This is a genomic window from Leucobacter komagatae, assembly GCF_000834055.1.
GTDB classification, from domain to species: domain Bacteria; phylum Actinomycetota; class Actinomycetes; order Actinomycetales; family Microbacteriaceae; genus Leucobacter; species Leucobacter komagatae_A.
Genome location: NZ_JXSQ01000002.1, coordinates 43,012 through 66,683 on the forward strand (window position 1 = coordinate 43,012; position 23,672 = coordinate 66,683).

Below are 23,672 nucleotides of genomic sequence, written 5' to 3' on the forward strand. Positions count from 1 at the left end.
CGCGGCGGACCGTCAGTGTCCGTTAGACCTGACCGATGGGCTCCCGCTTTTCGGCCTGGAAGCGATCCTCACGCCGACCGTATGCCCAGTACGGGGAGAGCGAGAGCTGTGTGCGATCGACTCCACGCTCGTCGGTGAAGTATGGCCGCAGCGCCTTCATCGCGCTGCGCTCACCGTGCACGAATACCTGCACTTGGCCGGGCAGCCACTCGGCTGCGCGCACCGCGTCCACAAGCACGGTTGAGGTGCCGGCTGCGGCTTCGCCCCGGAACAGCCAGGTGATCTCCACGCCCGCAGGCGCGACGAGGTCGAGCACGTCGGCGTGCCCTGAGACCTCGATGAAGGCCCTGCCGCGAGCACCTGCGGGCATCGCCTCGAGGGCGGAGGCGATAGCGGGGATCGCCGACTCGTCACCGCCGAGCAGGTGCCAGTCCGCATCAGGGTTGGGTGAATAGCCGCCACCGATGCCCCGAAGCACGACGGGGTCGCCCGGCTTCGCGGTGTCCGCCCACGGCCCAGCGAGTCCCTCATCGCCGTGGACAACGAACTCAATCCACACTTCGCCGGCGTCGAGGTCGATGCGGCGGATCGTGTACGTCCGGGTCGTTGGGAGTTGTTCGGCCGGAAGCTCAGCCCTGAGCGCGTCGAGGTCGTAGGGTGGCGTGAGGTTGGTTCCTGGCTGCTGGAAGAGCATCTTGCTGTACGCATCGGTGTGTTCGCGAGCTTCGATGAGTGCCATTCCCTCGCCGCCGGCGACGATGCGCACGAGGTGGGGTGTGAGTTGCACACGCTCCTTCACCGTGAGCAGAATCTGCGGTCGCGCAGGTCGACTCGGGGCGGTGGGGGCTGGTGCAGACATTTCATACCTCATTCATCAGATGATTCCGGGCCAACCTCAAGCCTGGCATACGGCCAGCGCGAGCGCCACCGGCAAGCCGGTAGCCGCTCCAGCCTTTTTAGAACACACGTTCGAATTCTGCTGCGGGAGACGCTAAGCTGGGGGAGTGACTTCACAGAGCAAAACACCGATCCGCTCCTCTGCTGCGCACGCCCACATTAGTGTGCAAGGCGCCAGGGTGCACAACCTCAAGAATGTCGACCTCTCGATTCCGCGTGACTCGCTTGTCGTATTCACCGGGCTCTCCGGCAGCGGCAAGTCGAGCCTTGCGTTCGACACCATTTTCGCCGAGGGGCAGCGCCGCTACGTCGAGTCGCTGAGTGCCTACGCGCGGCAGTTCCTCGGCCAGGTGGATCGCCCAGACGTCGACTTCATCGAGGGTTTGAGCCCTGCGGTGTCGATCGACCAGAAGTCGACGAACCGCAACCCCCGCTCGACGGTCGGCACGATCACCGAGATCTACGACTACATGCGCCTGCTGTGGGCCCGCATCGGCATCCCGCACTGCGCGGTGTGCGGTGAGCGGATCGAGTCGCAGACCGTGCAGCAGATCGCGGATCGGCTCATGCAGCTCGAGGAGCGCACCCGGTTCCAGGTACTCGCCCCGGTCGTGAGCAAGAAGAAGGGCGAGTTCGTCGACCTCTTCCAGGAGCTCGCTGCGAGCGGTTACTCGCGCGCGATCGTTGACGGTGAGCTGATCCAGCTCAGTGACCCGCCGAAGCTCAAGAAGCAGGTCAAGCACGACATTTCCGTCGTGATCGACCGCCTCGTCGCGTCGGCTGAGGGCCTCGGCCGCCTCACCGATTCGCTCGAGACCGCGCTGCGTCTTGCCGACGGCACGGTCGAGATCGACTTTGTTGATCGCGACCAGAAGGCAAGCGACCGGGTCCAGCTGTTCTCCGAGCACCTCTCGTGCCCGAACCAGCACCCTGTGCAGCTCACGGAAATCGAGCCGCGCACGTTCTCGTTCAACGCGCCATTCGGTGCGTGCCCTACCTGTTCTGGTCTCGGAACGAGCATGTCGGTCGATGAGGATCTCGTGCTCGGTGACCCCGAGCTCTCGATCAGCGAGGGCGTCATTATCCCCTGGACGAGCCAGGGCAAGAGCCTCTACCAGTACTACGAGAAGCTCCTCGTCGGACTGTCGAAAGACCTGGAGTTCTCACTAAAGACTCCTTGGGGTGAGCTCGACGACGAGGTTAAAGAGGCCGTGCTCCGCGGCAACGACTTCAAGGTCAACGTGCGCTGGAAGAACCGCTTCGGCCGTGAGGTCAAGTACACGAGCGGCTTCGAGGGTGTCATCCCGTTCATCGAGCGACAGTACGAGGAAGCGGAGAGCGACAACCGGCGAGAGCGCTGGAGCGAGTTCCTGCGCGAGGTTCCCTGCCACGTCTGCCAGGGCCAGCGCCTGAAGCCAGAAGTGCTCGCGGTGACCGTTGACGACGAGTCGATCGCGAGCGTCGGCGAGTTCAGCCTGCTCGACGCGAAGAACTTCTTCGACGGCGTAGAGCTCAGCGAGCGCGACGCGAAGATCGCCGCGCAGGTGCTCCGCGAGATCCGCCTCCGCTTTGACTTCCTCATCGAGGTCGGGCTCGGCTACCTCACGCTCGCGCGCGCCGCGGGAACGCTCTCCGGCGGCGAGGCGCAGCGCATCCGGCTCGCAACGCAGATCGGCTCCGGGCTCACCGGGGTGCTGTACGTGCTCGACGAGCCGTCGATCGGCCTCCACCAGCGCGACAACCGCCGCCTCATCGAGACCCTCGTGAAGCTCCGCGACCTCGGCAACACGCTCATCGTCGTCGAGCACGACGAAGAGACGATCGAGGCCGCCGACTGGCTCGTCGACATCGGGCCTGGCGCGGGCGTTGAGGGCGGCACAGTCGTGCACTCCGGGCTGTTGCCCGAGCTGCGCGCAAACACGAACTCCGTGACGGGCGACTACCTCGCCGGTCGCCGGGCGATCGAGACGCCGAAGGCGCGCAGGAAGCTCGACAAGGGCCGCGAGCTCAAGGTCGTCGGTGCGCGCTCAAACAACCTGCAGAACGTCGACGCGACGTTCCCGCTCGGCGTGATGACCGCGGTCACCGGCGTCTCGGGTTCGGGCAAGTCCACGCTCGTGAACGACGTGCTCTACCGGGTGCTCGCGAACCAGCTCAACGGCGCCCGCATGGTGCCTGGCAAGCACACTCGCGTCACCGGCCTCGAGCACCTCGACAAGGTTGTGCACGTCGACCAGGCGCCGATCGGCCGTACGCCGCGCTCGAACCCTGCGACATACACCGGCGTGTTCGACAAGATCCGTAACCTGTTCGCCGAGACGCAGGAGTCGAAGACGCGCGGCTACCTTGCCGGTCGCTTCAGCTTCAACGTCAAGGGCGGGCGCTGCGAGGCGTGCTCGGGCGATGGCACGCTGAAAATCGAGATGAACTTCCTGCCAGACGTGTACGTCGCCTGCGAGGTGTGCGGCGGCAGCCGGTACAACCGTGAGACGCTGCAGGTGCAGTACAAGGGTAAGAACATCGCCGAGGTGCTGCAGATGCCCATCGCAGAGGCCGAGAAGTTCTTCGAGCCGATCTCGTCGATCCACCGCTTCATGAAGACGCTCGTCGACGTCGGCCTCGGCTACGTGCGCCTCGGGCAGAGCGCGACGACGCTCTCGGGTGGCGAGGCGCAGCGCGTGAAGCTCGCGACCGAGCTGCAGAAGCGCTCGAATGGCCGCAGCATCTACGTGCTCGACGAGCCGACGACCGGCCTGCACTTCGAGGACGTGCGGAAGCTCTTGCTCGTGCTCAACGGCCTCGTGGACAAGGGCAACACGGTCATTACGATCGAGCACAACCTCGACGTGATCCGCAGCGCGGACTGGGTCATCGACCTTGGGCCGGAGGGCGGATCGGGCGGTGGCACCATCCTCACCGTCGGAACCCCCGAGCAGGTTGCGAAGCACGAGGGCAGCCACACGGGGCAGTTCCTCGCGGAGGCGCTCGCGAAGGCACCGGTCGCGAAGACGGCGACGAGGATCACGGCGACCGTTGCCGCCCCCACTGCCCCCGCTGCGAAGAAGCCTGCAGGCAAGAAAGCAGCAACCAAGAAGACAGCGGTGAAGAAGCCAGCGGCAAAGCAGGCCGCGGCGAAGAGTCCGGCTGAGACGAAGCAGACGAAGTCGCGGGTTAAGGCCCCCGAGCAGGCCTCAGCATGAGCACCAGAACTGCTGCGAGGATGGCCACGTGACCGAGGATCCACTGCGAAGTAGCCTAGGCGCCGGGGACGACCCCGGCGCCTCAGGCGTCTCCGGTGTACCTGAGGACCCGCGTGACGCGTTTAAGCCGGCGCAGGGGGAGATCCCGACGAGCCCTGGCGTGTACCGGTTCTCGGACAGGCACGGCAGGGTGCTTTACATTGGCAAGGCGAAGAATCTGCGGGCGCGCCTGTCGAACTACTTCCAACCGATGCACTCGCTCATGCCGCGCACGCGCCGCATGCTCTCGCTCGCCGCGAACGTCGACTGGACCGTCGTTGCGAGCGATACCGAGTCGCTCGTGTTGGAACACACGTGGATCACGGAGTACAAGCCGCCGTTCAACGTGCAGTTCAGGGACGACAAGACGTACCCGTACCTCGCTGTGACCCTCGCCGAGGACGCACCGCGCCTCATCATCACCCGCAACGAACGCATCAAGGGCGCAAAGTACTTCGGCCCGTACCCGAAGGTATGGGCGATACGCGAGACGGCGTCGCTGCTGCAGCAGGCCTTCCCGATTCGCACGTGCAATGACGCGGACTACAAGCGCGCAATGTCGAGCGGCAAGCCGTGTCTTGCCGGCCAGATCGGACGCTGCGCTGGGCCGTGCTCGTTCACGGTGACGCTGGAGGAGCATCGGGAGCGCGTGACGGAGCTCGTCGCCTTTCTCGCCGGTAACTACCAGGCGCAGTTCAGGCGACTGCAACGCGAGATGAAGGATGCCGCGAGCGAGCAGCGTTACGAGGACGCGGCCAGGCTCCGCGACCAGGTCGCAGCGGTGGAGCACGTGATGGAGAAGAACGCGATCGTGCTCGGTCACGAGGTTGATGTTGACGCGTTCGGGCTGCGCACGGACGAGCTCTCCGCCGCACTGCACCAGTTCATCATCCGCGGCGGCCGCGTGCGCGGCGAGCGGAGTTGGATCGTCGATGTTGAGCTCGACGACTCGCCCGGCAGGCTACTCGAGCAGGTCTTGCAAACTGCATACGAGGGCGGTCACGAGCCGCCCCCTGAGGTGCTCGTTCCAGAGTTGCCGGACGGGCTGGCAGCGCTCGAGGAGACCCTGTCAAAGCTGCGCCCCCGCAAGGGAAAGGTGCGCATTCGCACGCCCGAGCGCGGCGACAAGGCCCAGCTCATGGACCGGGCGAAGCTCAACGCTGGCGAGAATCTCATGCGATACAAGCTCAAGCGCGCAGCGGACATCACGTCTCGCACCGATGCGCTCGCGGAATTGCAGCACGCGCTCGGGATGTCGGAGGCGCCGCTGCGGATCGAGTGCATCGACGTTTCGCACCTGCAGGGCACGGGCGTTGTCGCCTCGCTCGTCGTATTCGAAGACGGCCTGCCTGCGAAGAGCGAGTACCGGAAATATCGGATCGAAGAAACCACGGACGACACGGACTCGATTTATCAGATTGTGTCGCGCAGAGCAGCACAGTTGAATGCGGCGCGGGCAGCGGGGGAGCGCCCAACCGGCGCCTACCGTGCGCGCCCGCAGCTCATCATCGTCGACGGTGGTGAGCCGCAGGTCAAGGCCGCAAACCGCGCCCTACGCGAGGCGGGCATCACCGATATCGCGCTGTGCGGTATCGCCAAGCGGCTCGAGGAGCTGTGGCTGCCTGAGGACCCGTTCCCCGTTGTGTTGCCACGCACGAGCGAGGCGCTGTTCCTCGTGCAGCGTGCACGCGATGAGGCACACCGGTTCGCAATCACCTTCCAGCGTAAGCGCAGGAGCGAAGCGATCGCCTCACAGCTCGCTGACGTGCCAGGCCTTGGCCCCAAGCGCGTGCAGCAGATGCTGAGACATTTTGGTTCGGCGGCGAGGCTGAGAGCGGCTTCGGTCGCGGAACTCGCTGCGGTGCCCGGGATCGGTGAGCGAACGGCAGAACAGATTCTCGGCCACCTTACCCGACTCCGAAAGAGCTCGCCTGACGCTAAGATTGTCGATGCGCAGACAGACACGGAACCAGAGGGAGCAGACGATGAATGAGGTCGTAAACGATCAGGAGATTCTGATCGTTACCGGTATGTCCGGAGCAGGCCGCAGCACCGTCGCGAACACCCTCGAGGATCTCGGCTGGTACGTGGTTGACAACCTGCCACTGTCGATGGTGAAAACCCTCGCCGATATGGCTGACAAGTCCGGCGGCGCGCTGCCGCGGATTGCGGCTGTTGTCGATGTCCGTGGCCGTGATCTGTTCGCTGACATTCAGGAAACGGTGAAGGAGCTCAGGCTCACCGCAACCGTTCGTGTCGTGTTTCTTGATGCGGCGGACGATATTCTCGTGCGCCGCTACGAGAGCGTCCGCAGGCCGCACCCCTTGCAGGTTGAGGCCGGTGGGCTGCTTGAGGGGATCAGGCTGGAGCGCGAGCGCTCGCAGGAGCTCCGCGCGACGAGTGACGTCGTAGTCGACACATCGAACTACAACGTCCATCAGCTCACGACGGCCACCCGAGAGATGTTCTCCTCGGATGACGTCGCAGGCCTCCAGCTCACCGTGATGAGCTTCGGCTTTAAGTACGGTGCCCCGACCGACGTGGATCTCATGGCAGACATGCGATTCATCCCGAATCCGTTTTGGGAACCAGAGCTTCGTCCGCTCACAGGCGTCGACCCGGCGGTGAAGGACTACGTCCTCAGCCGCGAGGGAGCCACAGAGTTCATCGACGCCTACGTCGCCGCACTCGCCCCGGTGTTTGCCGGATTCCAGCGTGAGAATAAGCGGCACGCATCGCTCGCCGTCGGATGTACCGGCGGAAAGCACCGCTCAGTGGCTGTTGCCCGCGAGCTCGCAGACCGGCTTGCCAGCCTGCCAGGCGTGAGCGTTCAGCTCCGCCATCGCGACCTCGGTCGCGAGTAAACACGGGGTGATTCTCACCCTTCCATCACTGGGGGTGACGTTCGCCCCCTTTCAACACCACGGGTGATTGTCACCCCGACATATTTGCTATTCACCTGTTTCGAAAGGAATATCTGTGCCGAGTACCGCCGATGTCATGAGCGAGCTGGTGAAGCTCCCCGTGCAACGGACCGGGGAGCGAATGGCGGAACTCGCCACGATCCTGCGCTTGTCTGGCGGCCTTCACACGATCAATGGGCGGATCGCCCTTGAAGCTGAGCTGCATACCCCGCAGACAGTGCAGCGTGTGCGTAAAGACCTCGCGGAGCTGTACGGCGTACGCGCCGAAGCCCGCCAGTTGCCACCAACCAGCGTGCGCCCAGGCGCACCGCAGTTCCTCGTCAGGGTGATCGACGGCGAGACGCTTGCGCGTCAGCTGGGTCTCCTTGATCACCGCAGGCGTCCGATTCGGGGCCTCCCGAACCGCGTCACGACCGGAGACGCCAAGGAGCTCGCGGCCGCACTGCGGGGCGCGTTCCTCGCCCGGGGCAAGATCACGCCTCCCGGCCGTACCGTCAGCCTTGAGGTCGTGTGCCCGAGCAGCGAGACGTCGATGGCGCTCGTGGGAGCGGCCAGCCGGATCGGCGTCGACGCCAAGAGTCGCGATATCCGTGGCGTCTCGAAGTTGCTTGTGCGCGACGGCGAGGCCATCGGCACGCTGCTCGGGCTCATGGGCGCTGACGAATCTCGTTCGGCCTGGGACAACCTGCGCAAGGCGCGCGAGACGCGCGCCACCGCGAACCGGCTCGTGAACTTTGATGACGCGAACCTGCGCCGCTCAGCGGAAGCATCGGTTGCTGCGTGTGCGCGCGTAGAGCGTGCGCTCGAGATTCTCGGCGACGAGGTCCCGGATCACCTGAACTACGCCGGCCAGCTGCGTCTTTCGCACCGCGAGGCGAGCCTCGATGAGTTGGGTGCGCGCGCGGACCCGCCGCTCACGAAGGACGCGATCGCCGGGCGGATCCGCCGCTTGCTTGCGATGGCGGACAAATCCGCCGAGGATCGCGGGATTCCCGGCACCGAGGCGAGCGTTCCTGAAGAACTCGTGTGACCTCACCTGTGAAACCCTCGCTGAGCCAAGAGCGAACACTCGGCTCAGCGGGGGTTCCCGCAATAGACTGAGTCAAAGAAACTCTGTGTTGCATAGCAGACCGCGTTCGGTCCGCTACGTGGCGCAGAGCAACACTGAAGAGAAATGGAGCTGCAATGACCGCATACTCACTCCCCGAACTGCCGTACGACTACGCTGCCCTCGAGCCGCACATCAGCGGCAAGATCATGCAGTTGCATCACGACAAGCACCACCAGGCCTACGTCACGGGCGCGAACACGGCGCTTGAGCAGCTCGCAGAGGCACGCGATTCGGGCAATCTCGGCCCGGTAAACAAGCTCGAGAAGGATCTCGCCTTCAACCTCGGCGGGCACATCAACCACACCATCTTCTGGAACAACATGTCGCCTGAGGGCGGCGGCAAGCCCGAGGGTGAGCTCGCGTCTGCGATCGACGAGTTCTTCGGCGATTTCGAGAAGTTCCAGGCGCACTTCACGGCGACAGCGCTCGGCGTGCAGGGCTCGGGCTGGGCTGTACTCGCCTGGGATACCCTCGGCCAGCGCGCGAACATCGTGCAGATGTTCGACCAGCAGGGCAACCTGCCGGCAGGCACCGTTCCGCTGCTCATGCTCGATTGCTGGGAGCACGCCTACTACCTCGATTACCTCAACGTTCGCGCTGACTACGTGAAGGCGTTCTGGAACATCGCGAACTGGCAGGATGTCGCGAAGCGCCTCGAGGTTGCGCGCGGCCAGAGCACTGGCTTGATCTAGTCCTCAGCCCGTACTCACCAGCCCACTTCTAAGGAACCATGCGCACACTCGACACGCTCGGCCCGCTCGCCTCACGAACAGTTATTGTTCGGAGCGACCTCAACGTCCCGCTCGCAACAACCGCGAACGGGGACACAGAGATCACCGATGACGGGCGTATCCGCGCCTCGCTCACGACGATCCGCGAGCTGCGGGCTAGCGGTGCGAAGGTCGTGGTGATTAGCCATCTCGGACGCCCGGAGGGCGCCCCGGATGAGCGGTATTCACTGCGTCCGGTAGCCGTGCGCATGTCCGAGCTGCTCGGAGCGGAGGTTGGCTTCGTCGACGAAACCGTCGGGGAGGCCGCCTCCGCTGCCGTTGCGGCGCTGGGCGATGGTGACGTACTCCTGCTCGAGAATCTCCGCTTCAACCCGGGCGAAACAAGCAAGGACGAGACCGAGCGTCGCGCATTCGCGTCGCAGCTCGCTGCGTTCGGTGATGCCTGCGTTTCTGACGGCTTCGGAGTCGTCCACAGGAAGCAGGCGAGCGTCTACGAACTCGCTCAGCTGCTGCCGAGCGCAGCGGGCCGACTCGTGGCCGCTGAGCTCGAGGTGCTCGAGCGCCTCACCGAGAAGGCTGAACGCCCGTACTCGGTAGTCCTCGGTGGCTCAAAGGTCTCCGACAAGCTTGGCGTGATCGCACACCTCATCGAGCGCGTCGACACGCTCCTCATCGGTGGCGGGATGGTCTTCACGTTCCTCGCCGCGCAGGGACACGCTGTCGGATCAAGCCTCCTCGAGGAGGACCAGCTCGACACGGTCCGCGGATACCTCGCAAGCGCAGCAGAGCGCGGCGTGCGGATCGTGCTCCCCACTGACATCGTTGTGGCGGCAGCCTTCGCGGCAGACGCCGACCACGAAGTAGTGCCGGCCGACGCGATCGAATCAAGCAGTTTCGGCGCTGCTGGCCTCGGGCTCGATATCGGCCCAGACTCGGCTGAAGCGTTCGCGGAGGTCATTCGCGCGTCGGCTACGGTTTTCTGGAACGGCCCCATGGGCGTGTTCGAGATGGCTGCCTTCGCGGAGGGGACGCGAACCGTTGCTGGCGCCCTGACCGACACCGACGGATTCACCGTCGTTGGCGGCGGCGACTCAGCCGCTGCTGTCCGCGCCCTCGGGTTCGCGGATGAAGACTTTGGCCACATCTCGACTGGCGGAGGCGCGAGCCTCGAATTCCTTGAAGGCAAATCGTTGCCAGGACTGGAGGTCCTCGTATGAATGACGCGGTAGCACAGGCGGCCCCCGCCCCAACTCCCATCGTGAAGCGCACGCCGCTCATCGCCGGGAACTGGAAGATGAACTTCGACCATCTGCAGGCGATCGCTTTCGTGCAGAAGCTCGCGTGGAGCCTCAAGGACGCACAGCACAACTACGGTGAGGTTGAGGTTGCGGTGTTCCCCCCGTTCACCGACCTCCGCTCCGTTCAGACGCTGCTCGCGGCAGACAAGCTTGCGGTCGCGCTCGGTGCGCAGGACGTTTCGCCCCACGCCGCTGGCGCCTACACCGGTGACATCTCCGCAGCCATGCTCCAGAAGCTCGACACGCAGTATGTCATCGTCGGCCACTCGGAGCGACGCGGCGGCCACAACGAGTCGGATGAGACGGTTGGGCTGAAGGCCAGCGCAGCGAGCGCGGCTGGGATGGTTCCCGTGATCTGCGTCGGAGAGACCGCCGAGGATCTCGAGGCGCACGGCGCCGCGGCGATTCCCGTGCAGCAGCTTGTCGCAGCGCTGTCCAAGCTTCCGGCAGACGCCGAAATTGTGGTCGCATACGAGCCCGTGTGGGCGATCGGCAGCGGTGACCCGGCAACACCTGCACAGGCAGAAGAGGTCGGCAGGGCGCTGCGCGACGTGCTGCGTGCGGAGCGCGGCGACGCGATCGCCGACAGCACCCGCATCCTCTACGGCGGATCAGTTGCGAGTCAGAACGTTGCCTCCTACCTCAAGCAGCCGAATCTTGACGGCGCGCTGGTTGGTGGCGCGAGCTTGAAGGTCGACGAGTTCAGCCGGATCGCACAGTTCACCAAGCACGTCACCGTTTAACCGACGCTGCGCTTCCCGGCCTGAGCGGGCCTTTTCGAGTCCGATTTCGCGGGCCGGGTAGCGAAGCGGGTATACTAGAGGCTGACTTACTGCGCCTCGCTGCGAAAGGCATCTATTTTGCTCGTACTGAAGATCGTTCTGATCTCGCTCCTCGTGCTCACGAGTATGCTGCTCATCCTGTTCGTCCTGCTTCACAAGGGACGCGGCGGTGGCCTCTCTGACATGTTCGGAGGCGGTGTCACGTCGAGCCTCGGGTCGTCCGGTGTCGCAGAGCGCAACCTCAACCGCCTCACAGTGATCGTTTCGCTCGTGTGGTTTTTCTCGATCGTGGGCATCGGCCTCGTCGATCGTTTCACGCTTATCTAGTATTTTTCGAAAGCAGGTCATCCGTGGCAGGCAGTAACGCCATTCGCGGTGCACGCGTCGGATCCGGCCCTATGGGCGAAATGGATCACGGCGTGCGCGCAGAGCGCAAGAAGATCTCGTACTGGGACGCTCTCGGAAACGAGACCGTACGCTACTTTGCTGCGGACGTCTCAGACGAGGACATCCCTGAGCAGATTGATTCTCCCTCGACCGGCCTCCCGGCTGGCCAGGACCAGAAGAACCCGCCTGAGCTCGCAAAGAACGAGCCATACAAGACGCACCTCGCTTACGTGAAGGAGCGCCGCACGCCAGAGGAAGCTGAAGAGCTGCTCGAGGCTGCACTACTGAAGCTGCGGCAGCGCCGCGGCACAGCGAAGCTTTCCGCGTAACACACGCGTGACAGAACGAAACCCCCGGGGAATTATCCCCGGGGGTTTCGTGCGTCCGCGCTGCGCCACCTACTGAAAGAAGGAACCCCGCGCTGGGCGTGTGCCCGGGCTCCCGCGTCGGCTAGTAGCGCGCGAGGAGCGCGCGGACGAAGTCAAGCGGTGCGTCGGTGACGACCGTCACGACCGGCCTGCCGCGGCCATCGAGCACTCGCGCGTCGCCAGCTGCCTGAGCTGCCATGAGTTCGCCAAAGCTCTGCTCAGCGCCTGGGATCGCGACGTCGCGATCAGTGGCGCCAACGAGCTGGAGGAACACGGCCTTGCTCGGGCCGCCCTTGTGAAACTGGCCCGTCGAGTGCAGGTATCGCGGGCCGTACCCGACAGACACCGGCGCCCCAAGATCGGCGTTCAGCGCGGCTCTGAGCTCCTCGAGGGCCGCGCCAAGCGCTGCGTCGGTCGAGTCCACGTAGGCCTGGATCGCGACGTAACCGCCGTTCGAAACCGTGGCGCGCAGCCGCTCGCACACCTCGGCGGGGGAGAGCTCCGGCTGCGCGCTCGGGGCGCCGAGAGACTCTCTGGTCGCAGCCTTCGCGGCCTCGACATCTGGTTGATTGAACGGGTCGACGCGGAGCAGGAAGCCGAGGGCGGCGGTTACGACCTGCCACAGGAGAAGCTGGGCACCGAGGTCTGCGATGACGGCGAGGCCAGCGTGCGCGGTCTGGAGCGCTGGCTCGGCCGTGGGGCCTGCGCCAGTGTCCTGCACTGCTGCTGCATCGTGCAGTGTGCTGTCGCGGCCGAAAGAGACGCTGAGCGAGGCGGGCGTCTCACGCTGGTGATCGCCGAGGGGGAGCGCGATCGGGAGAACGCCCCGCCCGTCCTTACCTGTCGATTCGGCGACGAGCTGCTCGATCCACAACCCGAGATCGGCTGGGAGGGAACCGTCGGGGCGAAGCTCAAGCAGGAAGCGTTCTGGAAGCCCAACGCTGATCGCCGCGGCGAGAATGAGCGCCGGGTTGCCTGCGACGCAGGCGGTGAGCGCTGTGCGAGCAGCGACGGCTTGCGCGAGGATGCCGCGCATGTCGGCGCCGGCGAGTACCGATGGGACGATACCGAACGCCGTGAGCGCGGAAAAACGGCCACCAACGTTCGGGTCGGCGAGGAACACCCGCTTGCCGCTCTCCGTTGCGGAGACGGCCAGAGCGGATGCGGGATCGGTGACGACAACGATCCGGTCAGCCGGATCGATGCCAGCCCCGATGAACGCCGCCTCGAATGCTGCGAGGTGACTCAGCGTCTCCACCGTGCCGCCGGACTTCGAGCTCACCACGACCGCAGTGCGGGAGAGGTCGCCCTCGAGTGCGGCACGCACCGTCGCGGGATGCGTTGAGTCGAGAACGGTCAGCGAGGGCGCGATCACGAGGGGGGCGAGACTTGATCCGCCCATCCCGCAGAGCACAAAGCGGTCGACGCCAGCCGCACCGAACTCGGCGGCGAGCACTTCAGCCTCGCTGATCACCGACTCGGCGGTTTCGGCAAAGTCCGTCCAGCCGAGCCGCACCGCGGCCTCAGGCTCGGCGGCTTCGCCCCACAGCGTCGCGTCCTTCGCAAACAGTCTCGTCGGAAACTCGGCGTCCAGCAGTGAGCCGAGCGCACCGGTGAAGGCTGCGCTGCGGCTCACACCGGACACCGTGATTGTCACTTTGCCGCCTGCAGAGCGCCTGTCACTGTGTTGAGCAAATCGTCCCAGGAAGCGACGAACTTCGAGAGACCCTCGAGTTCGAGCTTCTCGGTGACCTCGACGTAGTCGATGCCCTGCGCGTCGACCGCGTTGAGCACCTGGTTCGCCTCGACATAGCTGCCGGAAACCGCGTCGCCGTCGACCTCGCCGTGATCGGCGAGCGCGTTGAGCGTCGCCTCCGGCATGGTGTTCACGGTGTTCGGTGCGGCGAGCTCGGTGACGTACAGCGTGTCTGGGAGCGCAGGATCCTTCACCCCGGTCGAGGCCCACAGCGGACGCTGGGCGTTCGCCCCGAGCCCGATGAGCATGCGGGCCCGCTCGCTCGCGAACGACTGCTCGTAGACCTCGTAGGCCAGCCGCGCGTTTGCCACGCCCGCCTGGCTCTTGAGCTCGAGCGCCTCAGGCGTGCCGATCGCGGTGAGCCTGGCGTCGATCTCGGTGTCGACGCGCGACACGAAGAACGAGGCGACCGAGTGGATCTTCGAAATGTCAACGCCGGCAGCACGGGCCTGCTCGATTCCGGTGAGGTACGCGTTGATGACCTGACGGTAACGCTCGAGGGAGAAGATCAGTGTGACGTTGACACTGATGCCGGCGGCGATCGTCGCCGTGATGGCTTCGAGGCCCTCGACGGTGGCGGGGATCTTGATCATCGCGTTTTCACGGTCGACCTTCGCCCACAGCTCTTTCGCCTGCGCGATGGTGCCTGCGGTGTCGCGGGCGAGCCCTGGCTCGACCTCGATGGAAACCCGGCCGTCTTGACCTGCGGTCGCCGCGTACACGCCTGCGAAGATGTCGCAGGCGTCGGCGACATCCGCCGTGGTGAGCTCAGTGATGGTCTGGGCCGCGTCGAGGCCGCGTTTCGCGCACTCGGCAATCCGGTCGCCGTACCCGATGCCAGAGCCGATTGCGTTCTGGAAGATCGTCGGGTTCGTGGTCACTCCGACCACGTTGACCGTGTCAATGAGCTGCTGGAGCTGTCCGCTCTCGATGCGCGTACGGGAGAGGTCGTCGAGCCAGATGCTCACGCCTGTGGCAGAAAGCGCCGCTGTGCGTTCGTTCGTCATGTTTGCCTTTCGTTGCCAGCGGGTTACTGCGCGAGCGTTTCGCGGGCTGCCGCGATGACTGCCTCGGTCGTGATGCCGAACTTCTCGAACAGCACCTCGTAGCTTGCGGACGCACCGAAGTGCTCGATCGAGACCGAGCGACCGCGGTCGCCAACGAAGCGCTCCCAGCCGAGCGAGAGCCCCGCCTCGACGCTGACGCGTGCGGTGACGGCCTTCGGAAGCACGCTCTCGCGATACTCGTCGGACTGTTCGGCGAACCACTCGAGGGAGGGCGCCGATACGACGCGTGCACCGATGCCCTCGGCAGCGAGGCGTTCGCGCGCCTCAACGGCGAGCTGCACCTCTGAGCCGGTTGCGATGATCAGCAGATCGAGCGAATCGGTCGGGGTGTCCGCGAGCACGTATGCGCCGCGGCGCACGCCGTCGGCCGCTTCCTCGTGGGAGGCGAAGTCGCCGCCGCGGGGGAGTACCGGCACGTTCTGGCGAGTGAGGGCGATACCGGTCGGGCCGGCGTGGCGGGTGAGGATCTCGTGCCACGCAATCGACACCTCGTTGGCGTCGGCTGGGCGCACCATCGCGAGGTTCGGGATCGCGCGGAGCGTCGCGAGCTGCTCGATCGGCTGGTGGGTCGGACCGTCCTCGCCGAGCGCGATCGAATCGTGCGTCCAAACGAAGATGCTCGGCACGTTCATGAGCGCGGCGAGGCGAACTGCCGGGCGCATGTAGTCGCTGAAGATGAGGAAGGTGCCGCCGTAGCTGCGGGTGTTGCCGTGCAGCTGAATGCCGTTGAGGATGGATCCCATTGCGTGCTCGCGGATACCGAAGTGGAGCACGCGGCCGTACTGGTCACCGGTCCAGGTCGACGTCGAGTGGCTCGCAGGCACGAAGGATGCAGCGCCGGGGATCGTCGTGTTGTTCGAGCCAGCGAGGTCAGCCGAGCCGCCCCAGAGCTCGGGCATGATCGGGCCGAGGGCCGCGAGCACCTTCCCGCTTGCCGAGCGCGTCGCGACGGACTCGCCTGGCTCGAATACGGGGAGCGCCTCAAGCGCGCCGTCGGGGAGTTCCTGCGCCTCAACGCGGTCGAACAGTGCCTTGCGCTCGGGGTTCGCTTCGGCCCACGCGTCGAACGACTCCTGCCAGACCTTGCGCGCGGCCGCGCCACGATCCACAGCCTTGCGTGAGTGCTCAATGACCTCGGGGGCGACGCTGAAGTGCTCCTCGGGGTCGAATCCAAGTGCGGTCTTCAGGCCGGCGAGCTCCTCGCCGCCGAGCTTCGCGCCGTGGATGCCGCCGGTGTTCTGCTTACCGGGGGATGGCCAGCCGATGATGGTCTTGAGGATGATGAGCGAGGGCTTCGTCGTCTCCGCCTTCGCCTCCTCAATCGCAGCGTAGAGCTCGGCGATGTCCTCGACGTAGTTGCCGGTCTTCTTCCAGTCAACCTCGAGCACCTGCCAGCCGTAGGACTCGTAGCGCTGTGCGACGTCCTCGGAGAACGAAATGTCCGTGTCGTCCTCGATCGAAATCTGATTGGAGTCGTAAATGGCAATCAGGTTGCCGAGCTCCTGGTGGCCGGCGAGCGACGACGCCTCAGCGGTGACACCCTCCTGCAGATCGCCATCGCCGGCGATGACGTAGATGTTGTGGTCGAACGGGCTCGTGCCGGGAGCAGCCTCAGGGTCAAACAGGCCACGCTCGTAGCGCGCAGCGTATGCGAAGCCGACGGCAGATGCGAGGCCCTGTCCGAGCGGGCCGGTGGTGATCTCGACGCCGTCGGTGTGGCCGTACTCCGGGTGACCGGGGGTCTTCGAGCCCCAGGTGCGAAGCGCCTTGAGGTCGTCGAGTTCGAGGCCGTAGCCGCCGAGGTAGAGCTGCACGTACTGCGTGAGCGACGAGTGCCCAACCGAGAGGATGAATCGATCGCGGCCAAACCACTTCGCGTCGCTCGGGTCGTGGCGCAGTACCCGCTGATGCAGCAGATAGGCGACGGGGGCCAGGCTGATCGCAGTTCCCGGGTGGCCATTGCCAACCTTTTCAACAGCGTCTGCCGCGAGTACTCGTGCGGTATCTACCGCGCGATCGTCGAGCTCGCTCCAGTCCAGTCCGTTCGCCAATGGCCTGCCTTCCTCGCAACCAAAACACCAGCGCCCGCAGGCGCGATCAGTGCGCACTGTGCGCACTCCAGCCAATCCTACCGATAGGCAGGTACTATGAGGTCGATGTCCACGCAGATTTCTCCGCAGACCCAGAGTTCGGATCACCGGCCGAGGCGCTCACTGAGGCGTGTCGTCGCGGCCTATGTGTCGCTGACGAAGCCCCGTGTGATGGAGCTGTTGCTCGTCGTCACGGTGCCGGCGATGATCCTCGCCGAGGGCGGGCTCCCTGGCCTCTGGCTCGTGCTCGCCACGCTCATCGGCGGGGCAATGAGCGCTGGCTCCGCCGGCGCGTTCAACTGCTACATCGACCGCGACATGGACCGCAAGATGCAGCGCACGCAGGGCCGGCCGCTCGTCACTGGCGAGATTTCTGACCGTGGCGCGCTCGCCTTCGCGTGGATTCTTGGGGTGCTTTCCGTCGTCTGGCTCGCGGCAACGACGAACTGGCTGGCTGCGGCGCTGTCCGTCGCGGCGATCTTCTTCTACGTTGTTATCTACACGCTCGTGCTCAAGCGGCACAGCGAACAGAACATCATCTGGGGCGGCATCGCCGGCTGCTTCCCTGTGCTCATTGGCTGGGCTGCCGTCACGGGGTCGCTCGCCTGGCCTGCGTGGATCTTCTTCCTCGTCATCTTCCTCTGGACCCCAGCGCACTACTGGCCGCTCTCGATGCGGTACCGCGACGACTACGCGGCAGCCGGGGTGCCGATGCTTGGTGTCGTTCGCGGCCGAACCACCGTCGGGCTGCAGGTCATCCTCTACACGTGGGCAACGATTGCCGCGAGCCTCCTGCTCATCCCCGCTGCGCAAATGGGCTGGACCTACACGATCGGCTCGCTCATTGTCGGCGGGTACTTCATCATCGAGGCGCACAGCCTGTACTCGAGCGCGATCCGAGGCCAGGAGGGGAAGCCGATGCGGGTCTTCCACGGCTCAATCGCGTATCTCTCGGTGCTGTCGATCCTCATCGCTGTGGACCCGCTGCTGCCGTTCTAGCAGGGTGAGCGAGCGGGCCGCTCGCGCGCTCGCGTCGCGCAGCACAGCCATCTGCGACTGCTAAGGCTCGCGTGTTACCGTGTGGCATGACTGCCGGGGCCAGCACTAACAGCGGCGAACCGCTGCCTCCGATTTCGGGCTGGGACATCGTCACCAGGGGCTCGTTCGCCATCGAGCACTCCGGGGAAGAGCTCGTGGTGGACGTGGATTACTTCGACTTCTCGGAGCGGATCCGGCTGTACCGCGCAGGCCAGCTGCTCGAGACGCGCTCGTCGCCAGCGACGTTCAGTGTTGACGAGACCACACGCGTCGAGGCTGAGATGTCGCTCCTCGGGATGAAGCGCGTCGACCTCGTCGACACCTCGAGCGCAGAGCGCCTCCGGTTTCAGCCAAGATCCGGGACAGGAGAGGCCTGGCGAGCCGAGCTAGCGAATCGCTGGCCTAGACTCAACCGGGCGCTCGGGGTGGCGTCGTGGAGTGTGCTCGCGTTTTCGCTGCTCACGCAGCTGCCGGTCTACTTCAATATGACGGTCGGTCGACTCGTCGGTGCGGAGCTGCCGACCTTCGATTTTTTGGCCGGGGTGAACACCGCCCTGAGCGTCGCCGGGGTCATCGCGGCGCTTGATCGCGCGCTCCAGCTCAAATACAACAGGTGGCTTGACGACTAGCGTCAACGCCGCCATCCCTGCCTGCTGGCCGGACGGCGGCGTCGACGGCCGCTACTCGGCGTGCTCGGCGACGGGGCGCTTGAGGCGCAGCACAGAGACGGTCATCGTTGCGGCCGTGAGCGCGGCGAGCACCATGTGCACACCGACGACGACCGGGGGCAAGCCGTTTCGTGCCTGGTAGACGCCGACAAGGATCTGCACGACGAGGACAGCGAGCAGCGTAATCACCCAGCGCATGGGGCGCAGATGCTGCAGCGTTGCCCAGATGAGCATGACGGTAACGAGGCCGAACGCGGTGTACCCGGGCCACGCGTGGAGGTGGCTGAGAAGCGTCGCATCGAAGCCGTCGCGAACCACGTTCTCGTCTCCTGAGTGGGGGCCGTTCGCGGTGGTGATCACGCCCATGATGATGACAATGGCCATCACCAGGGTGGTGATGTGGGTGAGGATCGCGAAGCCCTTCGGAACCACGCGTTCGCGCGGCCCACCAACCTCATACATGCGGGTGAGGTACGTCGCTGCGATGCACACGATGATGAGCGACACGGTGTAGTGGAAACCGACGAGCGTGGCCGCGAGTTCCTCCCACACAATTACGCCACCGACGAACGCCTGCAGCAGCACGAGGCCGAGCACGACCCACGAAATGACGAACAGGTCGCGGCGCTCCGCCCTGATGCGCCAGCCAATGATGACGACCGCGAGCGCTGCGAGGAGCAGGGGGCCACTGATCGTGCGGTTCCCGAATTCGATGAGTGCGTGGTACGACAGTTCCTCAGTAGGCACGAGGGAGCCTGGCGTGCAGAGCGGCCAGTCGGTGCAGCCGAGGCCCGACCCGGTCAGGCGCACCGCACCGCCGGTTGCGATGATCAACACGTTCAGCACGAACGACGCCCAAGCGGCGAACGGCAGGAAGCGCGGTATCTGGGTTCGAGCGGGACGGGTAACGGTCACGCTGGTTGCGCCGGACACGAGATCTCCTTAACTTTTAAGCTCCCAGTGAAACACGCCAGTCTCGCCCGATTTCTAGCGAAAGCCTGTAGACTCGGAAGCTGTGGTTTAGTGCGGCAATTCGAAACATCTGACGATTCGCCAGACGCTCGGAAATGTCCGACGCCCAGACTACTGCACCATCGCAGGGAACCATCCGAGAGCACGTTGGGGATTTGGTTCTCGGTAGCGCGAAGAAGAGAGAGGGAATGATCATGCCTGAGGTACTGATCGACCGCCCCGAGCTCGAAGGCCTCGGCCAATACGAGTTCGGCTGGCACGATAGCGACACGGCCGGAGAGACGGCCAAACGCGGACTGAGCGAAGACGTTGTTCGCAATATCTCTGCGCTGAAAAACGAACCCGAATGGATGCTTGAACGCCGCCTCAAGGCGCTGCAAATCTTTGGTCGCAAGCCGATGCCGACGTGGGGCGCAGACCTCACCGACATCGATTTCGACAACATCAAGTACTTCGTGCGCTCGACGGAGAAGCAGGCAACGACCTGGGAAGAGCTCCCCGATGAGATCAAGGAAACGTACGAGCGCCTCGGCATTCCCGAGGCAGAGCGCCAGCGCCTCGTCGCCGGCGTCGCCGCTCAGTACGAATCCGAGGTGGTTTACCACCAGATCCGCGAAGATCTCGAGCAGCAGGGTGTCCTCTTCCTCGACACCGACACTGCGCTCAAGGAGCACCCGGAAATCTTCCAGGAGTACTTCGGCACCGTCATCCCGTCGGGTGATAACAAGTTTGCTGCGCTGAACACGGCCGTCTGGTCTGGCGGCTCGTTCGTCTACGTCCCGAAGGGCGTGCACGTTGAGATCCCGCTGCAGGCGTACTTCCGTATCAACACGGAAAACATGGGCCAGTTCGAGCGCACGCTCATCATCGCCGACGAGGACAGCTACGTCCACTACATCGAGGGCTGCACGGCTCCGATCTACAAGTCTGACTCGCTGCACTCGGCAGTCGTCGAGATCATCGTGAAGAAGAACGCTCGCGTTCGCTACACGACGATCCAGAACTGGTCGAACAACGTGTACAACCTCGTCACGAAGCGTGCGATCGCCGAAGAGGGCGCGACCATGGAGTGGGTCGATGGCAACATCGGGTCGAAGTTCACCATGAAGTACCCGTCGATCTTCCTCACGGGCGAGCACGCCAAAGGCGAGACGCTCTCCGTCGCGTTCGCAGGCCCCGGCCAGCACCAGGACACCGGCGCGAAGATGATCCACCTCGCTCCGCACACGAAGTCGTCGATCCTTGCGAAGTCGATCGCGCGCGGCGGTGGCCGCTCCGGTTACCGCGGTGAGGTTCGTATCGAGGCAAACGCCCACCACGCCGCGAACTCGGTGGTGTGTGACGCTCTCCTCGTCGACACGATCTCGCGCTCCGACACGTACCCGGCAATCGACATTCGCACCGACGACGCAACGCTCGCCCACGAGGCGACCGTCACGCGCGTCAGCGAAGAGCAGCTGTTCTACCTCATGAGCCGCGGCCTGTCAGAAGAAGAGTCGATGGCGATGATCGTCCGCGGCTTCATCGAGCCCATCGCTCGCGAACTCCCAATGGAGTACGCGCTCGAGCTGAACAAACTCATCGAGATGAGCATGGAAGGATCCGTCGGTTAACGATGACTACTCTGCAAACTGAACAGCACGGTGCCAAGGCGCACAGTGACGGCGATTGGGCGAACCGCCCGCCAGTACAGACCCGTTCTGACCGCCTGAAGTCTGCCGTCCTCGCCGACTTCCCCGCGGTGACCGGGCGTGAGGTGAACTGGAAGTACACTCCGGTTGCGAAGCTCACCGCCCTCACCGGGGGAGACCTCGAGGCCGCGACGTCTGCGCTGGAGATTTCCGAAGCCGAGGGTGTCGAGGTGAGTTCGGTCCCGATGGACTCCGAGCTCGTTGGCCGTGCCGGCCTCCCAGAGGACCAGGCCGCGGCGAACGCGTGGGGCCAGGTTGGTGCCGCGCAGCGGATCCTGCTCACGAGCCACGAGCGTCAGACGGTCACCGTGAAGCGCAGCGCGCTCACGAGCAACCCGACAGCCGCACACACGATCATCGAGGCTGCTCCGCAGTCTGATTCGGTTGTGATCTTCGAAAACACCGGTGATGCGAACCTCACCGAGACCGTCGAGATCGTCGTCGGTGACGGCGCGCACCTCAAGGTTGTGTCGATCCAGGAGTGGAACGAGGGCGCGATCCACCTCGCGACCCACAACGCGACCGTTGGTCGCGACGGCAACCTGCAGCACATCGTCGTCTCCCTCGGCGGCGCGATCGTGCGCGTGAACCCGTCGATCCACCTCGATGCGCAGGGCGCAAACGGCGAGGCATACGGCGCGTACTTCGCAGACGCAGGCCAGCACCTCGAGCACCAGGTCTACATCGATCACAACGCACCCAACACGCGCAGCCGCGTCGCCTACAAGGGCGCGCTGCAGGGCGAGGGTGCGCGCGCGGTGTGGATCGGCGACGTGCTCATTCGCCGCGTCGCAAGCGGCACCGACAGCTACGAAGAGAACCGCAACCTCACCCTCACCGAGGGCACGCGCGCTGACTCGATCCCGAACCTCGAGATCGAGACTGGCGACATCGAGGGTGCAGGCCACGCTTCGACGACCGGCCGCTTCGATGAGGAGCACATCTTCTACCTGCAGAGCCGTGGAATTTCCGAGGACGAAGCGCGCAAGCTCGTTGTCCGCGGGTTCCTGTTCGACGTCATCCAGCGCATCGGCAACGAGCAGATTGAGGAGCGGTTGCAGACTGCAATCGAGTCCGAGCTCGAGCAGAGCGTGCTCGCGTAATGACTCGACACAAGGCGATCGCACTGTCTGAACTCGTGCAAGACCAGGCCACTCGCGTTGTCCTCGACGGCGTTCCGATGGCGGTCGTGCTTGACGGCGAAGGGCAGGTGCACGCCATCGGCGACACCTGCACCCACGGGGAGATCAGCCTCTCCGAAGGGTTCGTTGACGGTGACACCCTCGAATGCTGGGCTCACGGCTCGGCGTTCTCGCTCTGCACTGGGCAGCCGCTGAACCTCCCGGCCTACGAGCCGGTCCCCGTTTACGTCGTCGAGATTGAAGACGGCGACATCTACATTGACCCCACTGTTACGAAAGAGATTGAACTATGAGCTCCGTTCTCGAGATCAAGGACCTGCACGTCAGCGTTGAGACTGACCAGGGCGCCAAGGAAATTCTCAAGGGCGTGAACCTCACCATCAAGCAGGGTGAGACCCACGCAATCATGGGCCCGAATGGCTCAGGCAAGTCGACCCTCGCGTACGCGATCGCCGGCCACCCCCGTTACGAGATCACGAGCGGCCAGCTCCTGCTCGACGGCGAAGACATCACCGAGCTCGGCCCGGACGAGCGCGCGCAGGCTGGCGTGTTCCTCGCGATGCAGTACCCGGTGGAGATCCCAGGCGTGACGAACGCAAACTTCCTCCGCACCGCGAAGACCGCGATCGACGGTGAAGCGCCCGCCATCCGCACCTGGATGGGCGAGGTTCGCGACGCAATGAAGAACCTCCGCATGGACGAGTCCTTCGCATCGCGTAACGTCAACGAGGGCTTCTCGGGTGGCGAGAAGAAGCGCAACGAGATCCTCCAGCTTGAGCTGCTCAAGCCGAAGTTTGCGGTACTCGACGAGACCGACTCTGGTCTCGATGTCGACGCACTGAAGATCGTCTCGGAGGGCGTGAACCGCGCCAAGGAGAACTCGGATCTCGGTGTCATGCTCATCACGCACTACACGCGCATCCTCCGCTACATCAAGCCGGACTTCGTGCACGTGTTCGTTGCGGGACGCATCGCTGAACAGGGTGGCCCGGAGCTCGCAGACCGCCTCGAGGCAGAGGGTTACGACCGCTTCCTCGTTGACGCGTAAGCCAGAGGGCGTAGGCTACTCGTATGAGTGAAGAGACAGCAACGGAGACTGGCACGGACGCCGCTGGCGCCGTAGCGACCGCCCCGGTCTCAATAGACCCTGACTTCCGTGAACAGGCAGTCGAGGCGTTGAAGAACGTCTCCGACCCGGAGCTCGGAGTGAACATTGTCGACCTCGGTCTCATTTATGACCTTGCGTACGATGAGGACAACGACGCGCTCGTCATTTCGATGACGCTTACGAGCGCCGGTTGCCCCCTCACCGACGTGATCGAGAACGACATCGCCGAGTCGCTTGATGGCCTCGTCGCCGCGTTCCGCATCAACTGGGTGTGGATGCCGCCGTGGACGCCTGCGCGCATCACGGATGACGGCCGCGAAATGATGCGGGCGCTCGGGTTCAGCATCTGACGCCTCACAGGGTGTGAGAACAGAGTTTCCCGCTGACAAGCGGAGGATTTGAT

At 64.7% G+C, this 23,672-nt stretch carries 21 protein-coding genes; 16 read left to right on the forward strand and 5 right to left on the reverse strand.

Annotated features, from left to right (window positions below):
• Nucleotides 1–22: 22 nt before the first annotated feature.
• On the reverse strand, nucleotides 23–859 hold the full coding sequence (locus SD72_RS01880) for a siderophore-interacting protein (RefSeq protein WP_042542751.1): 837 nt from the start codon (nucleotides 857–859) through the stop codon (nucleotides 23–25).
• Between the two features lie 145 nt (nucleotides 860–1,004).
• On the opposite strand from SD72_RS01880, the gene uvrA reads away from it, so the two are divergent.
• The 9 genes from uvrA (at nucleotide 1,005) to SD72_RS01925 (ending at nucleotide 11,698) form a co-directional block, all read left to right on the forward strand.
• A complete protein-coding gene (gene uvrA / locus SD72_RS01885; RefSeq protein WP_084766682.1) occupies nucleotides 1,005–4,097 on the forward strand; it encodes an excinuclease ABC subunit UvrA in 3,093 nt (1,030 codons plus the stop codon).
• A gap of 28 nt (nucleotides 4,098–4,125) precedes the next feature.
• A complete protein-coding gene (gene uvrC, locus SD72_RS01890; RefSeq protein ID WP_269745555.1) occupies nucleotides 4,126–6,129 on the forward strand; it encodes an excinuclease ABC subunit UvrC in 2,004 nt (667 codons plus the stop codon).
• Nucleotides 6,122–7,000, forward strand: a complete 879-nt coding sequence (rapZ, locus tag SD72_RS01895) for an RNase adapter RapZ (protein WP_042542752.1) — start codon at nucleotides 6,122–6,124, stop codon at nucleotides 6,998–7,000. The genes uvrC and rapZ overlap by 8 nt, the downstream gene beginning before the upstream one ends.
• A gap of 115 nt (nucleotides 7,001–7,115) precedes the next feature.
• A complete protein-coding gene (gene whiA / locus SD72_RS01900) occupies nucleotides 7,116–8,090 on the forward strand; it encodes a DNA-binding protein WhiA (protein WP_157000410.1) in 975 nt (324 codons plus the stop codon).
• A gap of 155 nt (nucleotides 8,091–8,245) precedes the next feature.
• Nucleotides 8,246–8,863: a superoxide dismutase gene (locus SD72_RS01905; RefSeq protein WP_042542754.1), complete on the forward strand. Its 618-nt coding sequence runs from the start codon at nucleotides 8,246–8,248 to the stop codon at nucleotides 8,861–8,863.
• A 38-nt stretch (nucleotides 8,864–8,901) separates the two neighbouring features.
• Entirely contained in the window at nucleotides 8,902–10,119 is a 1,218-nt protein-coding gene (locus SD72_RS01910) for a phosphoglycerate kinase (RefSeq protein ID WP_042542755.1), read from the forward strand.
• A complete protein-coding gene (gene tpiA / locus SD72_RS01915; protein ID WP_042542756.1) occupies nucleotides 10,116–10,943 on the forward strand; it encodes a triose-phosphate isomerase in 828 nt (275 codons plus the stop codon). Before SD72_RS01910 ends, tpiA begins: the two co-directional genes overlap by 4 nt.
• 117 nt (nucleotides 10,944–11,060) lie before the next feature.
• On the forward strand, nucleotides 11,061–11,309 hold the full coding sequence (secG, locus tag SD72_RS01920) for a preprotein translocase subunit SecG (protein ID WP_042542757.1): 249 nt from the start codon (nucleotides 11,061–11,063) through the stop codon (nucleotides 11,307–11,309).
• A 23-nt stretch (nucleotides 11,310–11,332) separates the two neighbouring features.
• A complete protein-coding gene (locus SD72_RS01925; RefSeq protein ID WP_084766683.1) occupies nucleotides 11,333–11,698 on the forward strand; it encodes an RNA polymerase-binding protein RbpA in 366 nt (121 codons plus the stop codon).
• Nucleotides 11,699–11,819: 121 nt separating this feature from the next.
• Here SD72_RS01925 and SD72_RS01930 read toward each other — a convergent pair whose 3' ends face one another.
• From SD72_RS01930 to tkt, 3 genes are read right to left on the reverse strand one after another with little or no spacing between them, the layout of a single operon-like run.
• Nucleotides 11,820–13,394 (reverse strand): hypothetical protein, encoded by a 1,575-nt coding sequence (locus SD72_RS01930; RefSeq protein ID WP_052492386.1) that lies wholly within the window; start codon nucleotides 13,392–13,394, stop codon nucleotides 11,820–11,822.
• On the reverse strand, nucleotides 13,391–14,500 hold the full coding sequence (gene tal, locus SD72_RS01935) for a transaldolase (RefSeq protein WP_042542759.1): 1,110 nt from the start codon (nucleotides 14,498–14,500) through the stop codon (nucleotides 13,391–13,393). The genes SD72_RS01930 and tal overlap by 4 nt, the downstream gene beginning before the upstream one ends.
• A gap of 23 nt (nucleotides 14,501–14,523) precedes the next feature.
• Nucleotides 14,524–16,611 (reverse strand): transketolase, encoded by a 2,088-nt coding sequence (gene tkt, locus SD72_RS01940; RefSeq protein ID WP_042542760.1) that lies wholly within the window; start codon nucleotides 16,609–16,611, stop codon nucleotides 14,524–14,526.
• Between the two features lie 105 nt (nucleotides 16,612–16,716).
• Here tkt and SD72_RS01945 point away from each other — a divergent pair, with 105 nt between their 5' ends.
• Complete coding sequence (locus SD72_RS01945) at nucleotides 16,717–17,649, forward strand: heme o synthase (protein ID WP_042542761.1); 933 nt, start codon at nucleotides 16,717–16,719, stop codon at nucleotides 17,647–17,649.
• Between the two features lie 86 nt (nucleotides 17,650–17,735).
• Entirely contained in the window at nucleotides 17,736–18,317 is a 582-nt protein-coding gene (locus tag SD72_RS01950) for a hypothetical protein (protein ID WP_042542762.1), read from the forward strand.
• Between the two features lie 51 nt (nucleotides 18,318–18,368).
• Here the strand turns inward: SD72_RS01950 and SD72_RS01955 are convergent, their stop codons facing one another.
• Nucleotides 18,369–19,289: a COX15/CtaA family protein gene (locus SD72_RS01955; RefSeq protein ID WP_042542763.1), complete on the reverse strand. Its 921-nt coding sequence runs from the start codon at nucleotides 19,287–19,289 to the stop codon at nucleotides 18,369–18,371.
• A 233-nt stretch (nucleotides 19,290–19,522) separates the two neighbouring features.
• On the opposite strand from SD72_RS01955, the gene sufB reads away from it, so the two are divergent.
• Genes sufB through SD72_RS01980 form a run of 5 tightly spaced genes read left to right on the forward strand, consistent with a single transcriptional unit; the run spans nucleotide 19,523 to nucleotide 23,619 of the window.
• Nucleotides 19,523–20,941 (forward strand): Fe-S cluster assembly protein SufB, encoded by a 1,419-nt coding sequence (gene sufB / locus SD72_RS01960; protein WP_042542914.1) that lies wholly within the window; start codon nucleotides 19,523–19,525, stop codon nucleotides 20,939–20,941.
• 2 nt (nucleotides 20,942–20,943) lie between these two features.
• On the forward strand, nucleotides 20,944–22,122 hold the full coding sequence (sufD, locus tag SD72_RS01965) for a Fe-S cluster assembly protein SufD (protein ID WP_042542764.1): 1,179 nt from the start codon (nucleotides 20,944–20,946) through the stop codon (nucleotides 22,120–22,122).
• Complete coding sequence (locus SD72_RS01970) at nucleotides 22,122–22,454, forward strand: non-heme iron oxygenase ferredoxin subunit (RefSeq protein ID WP_042542765.1); 333 nt, start codon at nucleotides 22,122–22,124, stop codon at nucleotides 22,452–22,454. Before sufD ends, SD72_RS01970 begins: the two co-directional genes overlap by 1 nt.
• Nucleotides 22,451–23,209, forward strand: coding sequence for a Fe-S cluster assembly ATPase SufC (gene sufC, locus SD72_RS01975; RefSeq protein ID WP_042542766.1), 759 nt, complete (start codon nucleotides 22,451–22,453; stop codon nucleotides 23,207–23,209). The genes SD72_RS01970 and sufC overlap by 4 nt, the downstream gene beginning before the upstream one ends.
• Nucleotides 23,210–23,232: 23 nt before the next feature.
• Entirely contained in the window at nucleotides 23,233–23,619 is a 387-nt protein-coding gene (locus tag SD72_RS01980) for a metal-sulfur cluster assembly factor (RefSeq protein WP_232299610.1), read from the forward strand.
• Nucleotides 23,620–23,672 lie beyond the last annotated feature (53 nt).

What these genes read in the sequence shown, in the direction of transcription:
- SD72_RS01880 (WP_042542751.1), bottom strand. Translation starts at nt 859, where the DNA reads ATGTCTGCACCAGCCCCCACCGCCCCGAGTCGACCTGCGCGACCGCAG.
- rapZ (WP_042542752.1), top strand. Translation starts at nt 6,122, where the DNA reads ATGAATGAGGTCGTAAACGATCAGGAGATTCTGATCGTTACCGGTATG.
- SD72_RS01905 (WP_042542754.1), top strand. Translation starts at nt 8,246, where the DNA reads ATGACCGCATACTCACTCCCCGAACTGCCGTACGACTACGCTGCCCTC.
- SD72_RS01910 (WP_042542755.1), top strand. Translation starts at nt 8,902, where the DNA reads ATGCGCACACTCGACACGCTCGGCCCGCTCGCCTCACGAACAGTTATT.
- tpiA (WP_042542756.1), top strand. Translation starts at nt 10,116, where the DNA reads ATGAATGACGCGGTAGCACAGGCGGCCCCCGCCCCAACTCCCATCGTG.
- tal (WP_042542759.1), bottom strand. Translation starts at nt 14,500, where the DNA reads ATGACGAACGAACGCACAGCGGCGCTTTCTGCCACAGGCGTGAGCATC.
- SD72_RS01945 (WP_042542761.1), top strand. Translation starts at nt 16,717, where the DNA reads ATGTCCACGCAGATTTCTCCGCAGACCCAGAGTTCGGATCACCGGCCG.
- SD72_RS01950 (WP_042542762.1), top strand. Translation starts at nt 17,736, where the DNA reads ATGACTGCCGGGGCCAGCACTAACAGCGGCGAACCGCTGCCTCCGATT.
- sufB (WP_042542914.1), top strand. Translation starts at nt 19,523, where the DNA reads ATGCCTGAGGTACTGATCGACCGCCCCGAGCTCGAAGGCCTCGGCCAA.
- sufD (WP_042542764.1), top strand. Translation starts at nt 20,944, where the DNA reads ATGACTACTCTGCAAACTGAACAGCACGGTGCCAAGGCGCACAGTGAC.
- SD72_RS01970 (WP_042542765.1), top strand. Translation starts at nt 22,122, where the DNA reads ATGACTCGACACAAGGCGATCGCACTGTCTGAACTCGTGCAAGACCAG.
- sufC (WP_042542766.1), top strand. Translation starts at nt 22,451, where the DNA reads ATGAGCTCCGTTCTCGAGATCAAGGACCTGCACGTCAGCGTTGAGACT.
- SD72_RS01980 (WP_232299610.1), top strand. Translation starts at nt 23,233, where the DNA reads ATGAGTGAAGAGACAGCAACGGAGACTGGCACGGACGCCGCTGGCGCC.